This window comes from Marinobacterium iners (assembly GCF_017310015.1).
Lineage (GTDB): Bacteria > Pseudomonadota > Gammaproteobacteria > Pseudomonadales > Balneatricaceae > Marinobacterium > Marinobacterium iners.
The window spans coordinates 3,086,869-3,098,751 of the sequence record NZ_CP022297.1; the positions used below are offsets into that span (position 1 = coordinate 3,086,869).

Here is an 11,883-nt window from a genome sequence, read left to right on the forward strand (position 1 = left end):
CCGAGCCCTGTCACCCGGCAGGGGTGCGCTGTATAATGACCGGTTTCGACAGCGCCAACGAATCAGAGATACGGACCCCAATGGACAAGACCTACCAGCCCCACGATATTGAGAAATCCTGGTACCAGACCTGGGAAGAGAAGGGTTACTTCGCACCCTCCGGTGAAGGCGACGCCTACTGCATCATGATTCCGCCGCCCAACGTCACCGGCAGCCTGCACATGGGCCATGCCTTCCAGCACACCATCATGGACGCACTGACCCGCTACCGCCGCATGCAGGGCCGCAACACCCTGTGGCAAGTGGGTACCGACCACGCCGGCATCGCCACCCAGATGGTCGTTGAGCGCAAGCTGGCCGCCGAAGAAGAATTGACCCGCCACGATCTGGGCCGTGACGCCTTTATCGAGAAGATCTGGGAATGGAAGGAAGAGTCCGGCGGTACCATCACCCGCCAGATGCGCCGTCTGGGCAACTCCGTTGACTGGCCCACCGAGCGCTTCACCATGGATTCCGGCTTCTACCGTGCAGTGCAGGAAGTGTTCATCCGCCTGTACGACGACAAGCTGATCTACCGCGGCAAGCGTCTGGTCAACTGGGACCCGAAACTGCACACTGCGATCTCCGATCTGGAAGTTGAGAACCGCGAGGTCAAGGGCAAGATGTGGTATCTGCGCTACCCGCTGGCGGATGGCGTGAAAACCGCGGCCGGTGAAGACCACATCGTGGTCGGTACCACCCGTCCGGAAACCCTGCTCGGCGACACCGGTGTGGCGGTGAACCCGGAAGACGAGCGCTACCAGAGCCTGATCGGCCAATTCGTTGAGCTGCCGCTGACCGGACGCCGCATCCCGATCGTGGCCGATGAACACGCCGACATGGAGAAAGGCAGCGGCTGCGTGAAGATCACGCCGGCGCACGACTTCAACGATAACGAAGTCGGCAAGCGCTGTGGCCTGCCGATGATCAACGTGCTGACGCTGGATGCCCATATCCGGCAGGAAGCTCAGGTGTTCAACACCGACGGCAGCCCCAATACCGAGATTGATCCGACCCTGCCGGAAAAATACCGCGGGCTGGAGCGTTTCGAGGCCCGCCGCCAGATCGTGGCAGACATGGAAGAAGCCGGCCTGCTGGTGAAGATCGAAGAAAACAACATGACCATCCCCTACGGCGACCGTGGCGGCGTGGTCATCGAACCGATGCTCACCGACCAGTGGTTCTGCGATGCCAAGACACTGGCCAAACCGGCCATCGAGGCGGTCGAGAACGGCGACATCAAGTTTGTACCCAAACAGTACGAGAACATGTACTTCGCCTGGATGCGTGACATTCAGGACTGGTGCATCTCCCGCCAGCTGTGGTGGGGCCACCGCATCCCGGCCTTCTATGACAACGAAGGCAATGTTTACGTCGCGGCCGACAAGGATACCGCCCGCCAGAAATACAATCTGGACCCGGAACTGGAGCTGCGTCAGGACGACGACGTACTCGACACCTGGTTCAGCTCTGCGCTCTGGACCTTCGGCACCCTGGGCTGGCCGGAAGACACCGAGCGCCTGAAAACCTTCCACCCGACCGATACGCTGGTCACCGGCTTTGACATCATCTTCTTCTGGGTGGCGCGCATGATCATGATGACCATGCACTTCATGAAGGACGAAGACGGCAAGCCGCAGGTACCGTTCAAGAACGTGTACGTCACCGGTCTGATCCGCGACGAGAACGGCGACAAGATGTCCAAGTCCAAGGGCAACGTACTGGACCCGCTGGACATGATCGACGGCATCAGTCTGGAAGCACTGCTGGAAAAACGCACCGGCAACATGATGCAGCCGCAGCTGGCCGAGAAGATCGGCAAGCGCACCGAGAAGCAGTTCCCGGAAGGCATTGCCGCCCACGGCACCGACGCCCTGCGCTTTACCCTGACCGCGCTGGCCTCCACCGGCCGCGACATCAACTGGGACATGAAGCGTCTGGAAGGCTACCGCAACTTCTGTAACAAGATCTGGAACGCCGCACGTTATGTCCTGACCAACACCGAAGGTCAGGACTGCGCCCAGAACAACGAAGAGGTCCTGCTCACCCTGGCCGATCGCTGGATCATCAGCAGCCTGCAGCGCACCGAACAGACCGTGATCAAGCATCTGGACGAGTACCGTTTCGACCTGGCGGCCCAGACCCTGTACGACTTCATCTGGAACCAGTACTGCGACTGGTATCTGGAGCTGTCCAAGCCTGTGCTGTGGGACGAGTCCGAAGGCGAAACCGCTGAAGAAAAAGAGCGCCTCGCCGCTCTGCGTCGCGGTACCCGTGGCACTCTGGTGCGCGTACTGGAAGCGACCCTGCGTCTGGCACATCCGCTGATGCCGTTCATCACCGAAGAGATCTGGCAACAGATCAAGGGGCTGGCCGGCAAGGAAGGCGACACCATCATGCTGCAGGCCTACCCGAAACCGGTGGCCGAGCTGATCGACGAAGCGGCGGAAGCCGACATCGAATGGCTGAAAGACGTGATCGTCAGCGTGCGCAATATCCGTGGCGAAATGAACATCGGCCCGGGCAAGGAGCTGGAACTGCTGCTGCACAACGGCAGCGACGAAGACTTCCGCCGCGTACAGGAAAACTACGTTGCCCTGACCAAGCTGGCCAAACTGAGCGAAATCAAGTGGCTGGAAGCAGAGGATGAAGCCCCCATGTCCGTCACCAAGCTGGTCGGCAAAATGGAACTGCTGGTGCCGATGGCCGGCCTGATCGACAAGGAAGCCGAACTGGGACGTCTGCAGAAGGAGCTGGATCGCCTGACCGGTGAGATCAAGCGTGTTGAAGGCAAGCTCTCCAACGAGAAGTTTGTCGCCAACGCTCCTGCTGACGTGGTTGCCAAGGAGAAACAGAAAATTGCCGACGCACAGGACGCGTTCGACAAACTCAAGCAACAGTACGCCAAGATCGAGGCGCTCTGAGCATCAGCGGGGCTGGAACATCACCGGCCCCGCTTAAATCTTTACAACCCTATCCGCTACTCAGTCTCGATTGCGGATCATGTCGGCAATCGCAAACATCGGCTCTTTCAACATCTGTTTGAGCTCATCATCCGCGCCAATCTGCTCCAGTGCCTTGTCCATGCACAACAGCCATTGGTCGCGCTCGTCTGTACCGATCGCATAGGGTTTGTGCGGACTGGTCATGCAGACCGAGCCGTATTTCTCGGCATAACGCTGCGGCCCACCCATCCAGCCGGTCAGATAGTCGGCCAGCCTCTCTTTCATCGGTGTCAGATCCTTGCCATGCATGGCACGAATGCCGGCCACTTCGGGCGCGCTGTCCATGTAGTCATAAAAAGCGTTCGTGAGCTGACGGATGCCCTCCTCTCCCAGTGCTTCAAATGGGGTGTTGTAACCACTCATGGGGTATTCCTCTGTTAGTATCCTTATGCTGAGCCAACATAAATCAGCCAGACTTCAGATAAAAGCCTGTAGGTGCACTTAATATCCATTTTCCAACACAGGGGGATATCACAAGCACATGGCTAACTCTAACCGACGCCGATGGGTGATACTGGCACTGGCAGTCACCTTGCTACTGCCCCCAGCCTGGTTCTGGTACAACCTGTTGAGTCCTTGGGGATACACGGCGCCCGCTGGCCTGGCGGCCATTGCCCCTGACCGCCAACACAGACTGTTTGTGTACGGCACGCTGACCCATCGCTGGGTACGCTGGCTGGTAACAGGGGAACAGATCGTATCGACACCCGCTCGCCTGCCCGGCTTTCGTCGAGAAGGGCTGGACCTGGTTACGGAGCCAACAGCCGTGACACAGGGCGAGCTACTGGAGGTAGCTCCGACCAGCCTGCGCCGGCTTGACCGATACGAGCGACTGGGAATTCGCTACGAGCGAGTCCGGCTGACACTGGAGGATGGGAAAGAGGCCTGGGTGTACACGCGCATTAAGCAACCACCAGCAGAGACAGAGCCCACCCTTACTCGATGATGACATCGTCCAGCGGACGGCGCGGCGAGGCAGGCAGACGGTCATCGGGATACCCCAGTCGCAACAGAATCTGGGCATGCCCTTGTGGGCCAATATGCTGTTCCAGCTGAGGCCTTAACTGTGCGTGCTGTATCGGCTGATTCAGGTAGGAGGCTTGAACGCCCTGCTGTTGCGCGACCAGCAGCAGATGCTGCAGAGCCTGACCTGTTTGCAGCCAGTCACGGGGCGTATCGCCATCACTGCTCAGCAGCGCCAGTAACGGAGACTCCTCCGCCAGCAGCCGATCCTGAGATGCCATGCTTTTACCCATGTCAAAGTGGCGCACAACACCTCTGACCAAAGGCGCCACCAACCGAGGCACGGTCAGTCCATCGCCGGCTCGACCCGGATGCATCCACTGCGCCAGCTCATCACGCCAGCTCTCATTCTGCCACAGCAGGCTGTCGCCCTGTTTAACCAGCTCCACCACCTGCTGTCGCAGCTCCGGGTTCAGCAACAACTGTACATGACCATGTTCAGCACGGGCGACTTCACATAATGCGTTCTGCAACTCTGCCGACAAGGTTTCCGGCTTGAAGCGGTTGCGCCAGGTCCGGCGGTGAATCAGAGCATCTCCCAGACTCGCCAGCGTCGTTTCTTTTTCACCACGCCCAATATGCACCCGAGCCAGCAGATTCGGTGTTTCCTGTTTCGGCAATAGTGTCCAGTCCAGCGACAGCCCGGCATCGGCAGCTGCCACACGCAGATTGAACAGCGCACAGCCACAGCTGATATGCAATTCACGATTGTCGGGATCATTCACCGGCAGCGCGCGTTGCCAGTCGGCCAACAGCTCGACCACCTGCTCCGCCTCATTCAGGCGAAACAGCCAGGGCTGAGTATTAGCCAGGGCTGAGTATTGTGGCTGGAAGGTGCCAGAACGGCCTGCTGCAGCAAGGCATGGAGAGAGGTGCGCTCGGAAGACTCGTCCATCAGTCTGGCTCCTTCAGAGTGGGTGTGGTACCTGAGTGTACGACAGCCACTTCAGGCCGTCAGCATGTGGCCTGCAATTCCGAGGGCAAACCCTAGCACAGCCCCCATGGGAGGGCCCCAATGCCGCGCCAGTTTCACCTGGGGGGCGATGTCCTGAAATACCGAGTAGAGGATGCCGCCGGCGGCGAACAGCATTATGGATGACACAACGGCTGGATAGTCTGCCAACCAGCTGTACCCCAGCCATGCGGCGGCTGGCCCCATCAGTGCCATCAGCGCAAAAATCAGAATGATGCGACGTGCCGAGTAGCCGGTGTGATGACGCAACTCGCGGAATGCGTTAAAGCCCTCGGGCAGATTCTGTAAGCCGATCAGCAGAGCCAGCAGCAGGCCGTTGCTGCCGCCAAGTGCAAAGGTTGCACCCAGCGCAATGGACTCCGGCACAAAATCGGCCAGCATCGCCACCAGCTGACTGGCCGAGGTCTTGAAATGGTTCAGCAGGACATCGATGCACAGAAAAATCATTCCACCCAGTACAAACCAGAACAGGGCAGCGGTTGTATCAAGGTGTTCAAGGCCGTCAGGAACCAGCACCAATGCCACCGCGGACAGCAGAGCACCGCCACCCAAGGCGATGACACTGTGACGAAACTCCTTTTCCAGCCAGTGCGGGCGTATCCGTTCGGCGCAGGCCAGCCATGCACCCAGCGGCATACTCAGTCCGGCCAATAGCGTTAACGTCAGTATGTGCAACAGCATGGTAACCCCCGAATAGCGAAGACCTCTAGCCTGCAATCGGTGCGAAAACACCCGATGTCAGCCGAGCCAGATCTTGCGGTGACAGCTCAATCTCAAGCCCACGCCGTCCGGCGCTGACGTGTATCGTATCCAAAGCAGCGGCACTGTCATCAATAAAGGTCTTGAGCCGCTTTTTCTGGCCCAGGGGACTTACCCCACCCAGCACATACCCGGTTACACGCTCGACCTCGACCGGATCAGCCATCGCGGCCTTTTTGGCACCCGCCGCCTTGGCGATCTGTTTCAGATTGAGCTTGCCGACCACCGGAACGATGCCGACCGCCAGTGCCTTGCCATCGAGACTGACCACCAGCGTCTTGAATACCTGTGCGGGGTCCAGCCCCAGCTTTTCGGCCGCTTCAAGCCCATAGGATTCATTTGCAGGGTCATGGCTGTATTCATGAATACGGTGTGCAATACCCGCTTTGCGGGCCTGATCAACTGCGGGTGTCATCCTTTCGACTCCTACAGGTTACTGTAATTAACGCCCAAACAGCGAGGGGCGCTTGCCCGGTCGGTTGGATGCGACCGGTTCCGGCTGAGCCTGTGGCATCTGCCGGGCCGCTTTTTTCCCCTGTGCACCTTTTTTGCCCGATGATGCTACGCGCGTCCGACCGGTCCGGTTGGCCTTTTTCTCGGCCAGTGCGCCACCTTCAATCAGCTTGCCGTTTTCCAGTACCGGAACAGGCTGCAGCTGCAGCGGCTTGCCGATCAGGGCTGATATATCCTTGAGAAAACGTCGTTCCTCCGGCGATACCAGTGACACGGCCCAGCCCTTCAAACCTGCCCGGCCGGTACGGCCGATGCGGTGTACATAGGCCTCAGGCTGATTCGGCAGATCGTAATTGACCACCTGCGGCAGCGCCTCAATATCCAGCCCTCGGGCGGCCACATCAGTGGCCACCAGCACTTTTACCTCACCAGCGGTAAACGTGGCCAGCGCGGCCATGCGCTCACGCTGGGTGCGATCACCGTGAATCGCCACCGCGCTGATGCCATCCTCCAGCAGTTGTGCACAGAGCTGATCCGCACGCTTTTTGGTACGCGTAAACACCAGCGTCTGCTGCCAGTTGCCGCCACGAATCAGGAAGCTGAGTACATCCCCCTTATCGGCATTATCCACCGCGTAGGCACTTTGCTTGACCTGTTTGCTGGCCGAGTTGCGTACTGCAATCGCAACCCGTTTCGGGTTCTGCAGCAGTTTGTCGGCCAACACCTCCACAGAGTCATTGAGTGTGGCGGAAAACAGCAGTGTCTGCCGCTGCGCCGGCATATGGGTCAGCAACTCTCGGATCTCGCCAATGAAGCCCAAGTCCAGCATGCGGTCCGCTTCATCGAACACCAGCATTTCCAACTGTTCCAGCGACAGCTTTTTCTGCTTCAACATATCCAGCAGCCGCCCCGGCGTTGCCACCAGGATATCGGCTCCGCGTTTCATCTTGCGGATCTGGTTGTCGAAGCGCACACCGCCGAAGATGGAGATGACCCGCATCCCCAGCAGCTGGCCATATGCCAACGTATGCTCACCCACCTGCTGGGCCAGCTCACGGGTCGGCGTCAGGATCAGCCCCCGAATCGGGTGGTAATCACCGCTTGCGGGCGTGCGGCCGAGGCGCTCGATCATCGGCAGCGCAAAACCGGCGGTCTTGCCGGTACCGGTCTGCGCCTCGGCAATCAGGTCATGTCCCGCCAGCACCAGCGGGATCGCCTGTGCCTGAATGGGCGTCGGCGTGTGGTGATCCAGTGCCGTCAAGGTGGCAACCAGTTCAGGGCAGAGGCCCAGTTCGGCAAAGGCGGACATGGTATTCACTCCTGCTCACTGTTCCTGCGAGCGCAGGTAATCTTCATAACTGCCGTGGAAGTCATTGATGCCGGTGGGCGTCAGCTCGATGATACGGGTCGCCAGCGACGACACGAATTCACGGTCATGGCTGACGAAAATCAGTGTACCGGGATAGTTTTCCAGTGCCAGGTTCAACGCTTCAATCGACTCCATATCCAGGTGGTTGGTCGGCTCGTCCATCACCAGAATATTGGGGCGCTGCAGCATCAGCTTGCCGAAAATCATGCGGCCCTGCTCGCCCCCGGAGATCACCTTGACCGACTTGTCGATATCTTTTTGAGAGAACAGCAGACGACCCAGTGTGCCGCGGATCACCTGTTCGTCATCACCTTCCTTACCGCAGTAGGCCATCCAGTCGTAGAGACTTTTCGGTTCGGTGAATTCGTGCGCATGGTCCTGCGCGTAGTAACCGATGTTGCTGTTCTCGGACCACTTGACCTTACCGGCGCTGGGCTCAAGATCACCCACCAGGCACTTGAGCAGCGTCGTTTTACCAATGCCGTTAGGGCCGATGATGGCGATGCGCTCAGCCACCGGCACGGTCAGATTAAGACCGCTGAACAGCTCTTCATCAAATGACTTGGACAGCCCTTCAACTTCAAGTGCGATACGGTGCAGTTTTTTGTCCTGCTCAAAGCGAATGAAAGGGCTCTGACGGCTGGACGGCTTGATATCCTCAAGCTGGATCTTGTCGATCTGTTTGGCGCGCGAAGTCGCCTGTTTGGATTTGGACGCGTTGGCAGAGAAGCGACTCACGAACGCCTTCAGATCGGCAATCTGTGCCTTTTTCTTCGCATTATCCGCCTGCATGCGTTCGCGCGCCTGAGTCGACGCGGTCATGTACTCATCGTAGTTGCCGTGATACAGACGCACCTCGCCGTAGTCCACATCAGCCATATGCGTGCAGACGCTGTTCAGGAAGTGACGGTCATGCGAGATGATGATCATGGTGCAAGTGCGCTGATTCAGCACCCCTTCCAGCCAGCGGATGGTGTTGATATCCAGGTTGTTGGTCGGTTCGTCCAGCAGCAGAATGTCCGGGTCCGAGAACAGCGCCTGCGCCAACAGCACACGCAGCTTCCAGCCCGGCGCCACTTCGCTCATCGGGCCGAAATGCTGTTCCACCGGAATACCGACACCCAGCAGCAACTCACCGGCACGGGACTCGGCAGTATAGCCATCCAGTTCGGCAAACTCGCCTTCCAGCTCACCGGCACGAATACCATCCTCTTCGGTCATGTCCGGCTTGGCGTAGATCGCATCACGTTCGGATTTGATCTTCCACAGCTCTTCATGCCCCATGATCACGGTATCGACCACACTGAACGCCTCATAGGCGAACTGATCCTGTCGCAGCTTGCCGATGCGCTCGTTCGGGTCCTTGGAGACGTTGCCGCTGGTAGGCTCCAGATCGCCCCCCAGAATCTTCATGAAGGTGGATTTGCCGCAGCCGTTGGCGCCGATCAGGCCGTAACGGTTGCCGTCACCGAATTTAACGGAAACATTTTCAAACAGTGGCTTGGCGCCAAACTGCATGGTGATATTCGCAGTGGTAAGCAATGGAATCTACTCGATTGATCTTGAATGGGTATGGCGGGCCGACGGTTGATAACCGGCAGGGGATGCAACCAAAGAGGCGAATTATCGCATAAAAGCGGCATCGAGTAGAGGGGCACACAAACACACATTTTTAATCTGTATTTCGTTTACACCTTAAAGAGTATGATGCCCCCTCGGACGCCCGTATCGGGTGTTGCTCTCAAGACCTCAAGTGAATTCAGTCGTGCCGGAACAGTCAGACAGCCGTATCCATCGTTACTGTCAGTGGATGGGCCTGAGCCCCAACACCACCAGTCATACCGAAAAGCTGATCTCGGGCCTGGGTGCCGTCATGGGGATCGGGCTGGTGATACTGGTCTCCAGCTGGTGGCTTGATTCAGAAGCCGCCATTTTGCTCACCGCCTCAATGGGCGCAACCGCCGTTCTCCTGTTCGCTGTGCCCCATGGCGCCCTGTCCCAGCCCTGGGCGGTACTGGGAGGACATGGCATCTCTGCCCTGATTGGCGTCAGCTGCCAATGGCTCTGGCCCGGCGAATGGTTTACCGCACCCCTTGCGGTTGGGCTGGCGGTCACCGCCATGCACTATCTGCGCTGCATCCACCCTCCCGGCGGCGCAACCGCCCTGACCGCCGTCATTGGTGGCAGCAGCATTCACCAGCTAGGCTATGCCTACCTGCTGTGCCCGGTACTTCTCAATGTGGCCAGCATCCTGCTGGTAGCCCTGCTGTTCAACGGCCTGTTTCATTGGCGCCGTTACCCCGCCTGCCTGGCGCAACACCAGCACCCGCCACTGCCGACACGAGCGGTCAGCATCAATGCAGATGACCTGACATCCGCCATGGAACAGCTGGACTCCTATATCGACGTAACGGAAGAGGACCTGCTGGAGCTGTTTGAACTGGCGCAGGAGCATGCGGGGCGGCGTAAAAACTGACATGCCCCTAATCATCGAGTAGGAGGAGGTCTTGCGACCTCCGTCCTCTCACACCACCGTACGTGCGGTTCCGCATACGGCGGTTCATGATACACATTTAAGCTGGTGATATTGATCCATTAGCGATACCAGTCCGATTCGATCAAACACTTTCTTCGGCAGCGCCTGATTCAAGTGCGAGGCGCATGAGTTCCACCAAGGACCACGCCCATTGGTGGCACTGCGCCAAGCCCTGCCTTCAGATAGCCCCAGTCGCATCAGCATCTTGACCCGGGTGAACGGCCGTTTCCATTGACGCCAGAGGATTTTGCGCAGATGCCGGCGGATCCAGCCGTCCAGCGCCTCGAAGCTCCCTTTCACATCGCTATAACGGAAGTAGTTGATCCAGCCCCGCAGTTTCGGGGTCAGTATCTCGACCGTCCGATAGATCCTCTGTCCTCGACCTCTGCGAAGCACCCCCTTGATCGTGGCTCTGAGCCGTTTCAGAGACTTGTCTGCCACTTTGAGCCGGATATTCCGCTTGCGATTATCCACGCTATAGCCCAGAAAACTCCTGTTCCAGGGTCGATCGACCGCGCTCTTGCCCCGGTTGACGCGAAGTTTGAGTCGTTGCTCAAGATAGTCGGTCAATGATGCAAGCACACGTTCTCCCGCCTTCCGGCTTTTCACGTAGATGTTGCAGTCGTCCGCGTACCGGCAGAACCGGTGGCCCCGCCGTTCCAGCTCTCGATCCAGATCCGTCAACAGGATATTGGACAGCAACGGCGAGAGAGGGCCGCCTTGTGGCGTGCCTTCATGCCGTGCCGTCACCACACCTCCCTCCATGATCCCGGCCTGTAAATAGGCACGGATCAGTTTCAGGACACGTGTATCCGTGATCCCGCGCGCCAACCGAGACATCAAGATGTCGTGGTTGACCCGGTCAAAGAACGCTTCCAGATCGATATCGACCACCCAGCGACGCCCCTCTTCCATGTAGGACCGGGCCTGCAATACCGCCTGAGCAGCACTGCGTCCCGGTCGGAAGCCGTAGCTGTGATCAGAGAACGTGGGTTCAAAGCGTGGACTAAGCACTTGATGCAATGCCTGTTGGATCAGGCGATCCAGAACACTGGGAATACCCAGCATACGGATGCCTCCCCCGGGCTTGGGGATTTCAACCTTGCGCACCGGCTGGGGTGTGTACCGCCCCTCCAACAGTTGCTGTTTGATCTCGGGCCAATGGGTTTTCAGGTAAGGCTTGAGCGCCTCGACTGTCATCCCATCCACCCCGGGCGCGCCTTTATTGCGACGAACCCGATCGTAGGCCAGCAGCATGTTGCTGCGGGCCAGTACCGCTGACATCAGATCCCTGTCAGCCTCGCTCGGCAGTGATCCTGCGCCCGCTGTAACCGGCAACACCTCGCACGGGACCGCAACCGGGTTCTGCCCGGTCACCGCCTCGGCAAGTGATGGCGTCTCAGCCATCTGTTCAGTGTTGTTCAGGGTCATCAAGGGGCAGGGCTCCCGATTCGTTTATCATGTTCAGCCCTTCAGTGACCGGTAAGTCACCTACTATGGCGTCTGCTGAATTCTGTGGTCCCATCCGGCCGCCTCACGACAGCCGTAGCCAAAGGCAGGACAACAGACCTCCCAGGGTAAGACGCGCGACCTTCACACTTATACCTGCCGCATTTACGACCGCCGCTCCGTGCAAGTACCGGGCTTTGAAGATAGTAGACTCCTCACCCACAGCTGCCGCCTCGTATGCGATTTCTGTTCGTCAGGTCAGTGCTTTGCCTTCGGC

General features: G+C 58.7%; 10 protein-coding genes. 3 read left to right on the plus strand and 7 right to left on the minus strand.

Annotation, left to right across the window (positions count from 1 at the left end; all coding sequences use genetic code 11):
- Positions 1 to 80 precede the first annotated feature (80 nt).
- Positions 81 to 2,963, plus strand: coding sequence for a valine--tRNA ligase (locus tag CFI10_RS14890; protein WP_206842205.1), 2,883 nt, complete (start codon positions 81 to 83; stop codon positions 2,961 to 2,963).
- 60 nt (positions 2,964 to 3,023) lie between these two features.
- Here CFI10_RS14890 and CFI10_RS14895 read toward each other — a convergent pair whose 3' ends face one another.
- Positions 3,024 to 3,407 (minus strand): group II truncated hemoglobin, encoded by a 384-nt coding sequence (locus CFI10_RS14895; RefSeq protein WP_206835782.1) that lies wholly within the window; start codon positions 3,405 to 3,407, stop codon positions 3,024 to 3,026.
- Between the two features lie 118 nt (positions 3,408 to 3,525).
- Between CFI10_RS14895 and CFI10_RS14900 the strand changes: the two genes are divergently transcribed.
- The gene (locus CFI10_RS14900) at positions 3,526 to 3,990 is read left to right on the plus strand and encodes a gamma-glutamylcyclotransferase family protein (protein ID WP_206835785.1); all 465 of its coding nucleotides are present in this window, start codon (positions 3,526 to 3,528) and stop codon (positions 3,988 to 3,990) included.
- Here CFI10_RS14900 and CFI10_RS14905 read toward each other — a convergent pair.
- The 5 genes from CFI10_RS14905 to CFI10_RS14925 form a co-directional block, all read right to left on the minus strand.
- Positions 3,980 to 4,831 carry an Acg family FMN-binding oxidoreductase gene (locus tag CFI10_RS14905; RefSeq protein WP_242530011.1) on the minus strand — a complete coding sequence of 284 codons (852 nt, stop codon included), beginning with the start codon at positions 4,829 to 4,831 and terminating at the stop codon, positions 3,980 to 3,982. The genes CFI10_RS14900 and CFI10_RS14905 overlap by 11 nt on opposite strands.
- Before the next feature lie 182 nt (positions 4,832 to 5,013).
- Complete coding sequence (locus CFI10_RS14910; protein WP_206835788.1) at positions 5,014 to 5,721, minus strand: ZIP family metal transporter; 708 nt, start codon at positions 5,719 to 5,721, stop codon at positions 5,014 to 5,016.
- A gap of 25 nt (positions 5,722 to 5,746) precedes the next feature.
- Positions 5,747 to 6,214, minus strand: a complete 468-nt coding sequence (gene ybaK / locus CFI10_RS14915) for a Cys-tRNA(Pro) deacylase (protein ID WP_206835791.1) — start codon at positions 6,212 to 6,214, stop codon at positions 5,747 to 5,749.
- Positions 6,215 to 6,241: 27 nt separating this feature from the next.
- Positions 6,242 to 7,561, minus strand: coding sequence for a DEAD/DEAH box helicase (locus CFI10_RS14920; RefSeq protein ID WP_206835794.1), 1,320 nt, complete (start codon positions 7,559 to 7,561; stop codon positions 6,242 to 6,244).
- 15 nt (positions 7,562 to 7,576) lie between these two features.
- A complete protein-coding gene (locus tag CFI10_RS14925) occupies positions 7,577 to 9,163 on the minus strand; it encodes an ABC-F family ATPase (RefSeq protein ID WP_206835797.1) in 1,587 nt (528 codons plus the stop codon).
- A gap of 223 nt (positions 9,164 to 9,386) precedes the next feature.
- On the opposite strand from CFI10_RS14925, the gene CFI10_RS14930 reads away from it, so the two are divergent.
- Positions 9,387 to 10,097: an HPP family protein gene (locus CFI10_RS14930; RefSeq protein WP_206835799.1), complete on the plus strand. Its 711-nt coding sequence runs from the start codon at positions 9,387 to 9,389 to the stop codon at positions 10,095 to 10,097.
- A gap of 84 nt (positions 10,098 to 10,181) precedes the next feature.
- Here CFI10_RS14930 and ltrA read toward each other — a convergent pair whose 3' ends face one another.
- On the minus strand, positions 10,182 to 11,588 hold the full coding sequence (gene ltrA / locus CFI10_RS14935) for a group II intron reverse transcriptase/maturase (protein WP_242530012.1): 1,407 nt from the start codon (positions 11,586 to 11,588) through the stop codon (positions 10,182 to 10,184).
- Positions 11,589 to 11,883: the final 295 nt, after the last annotated feature.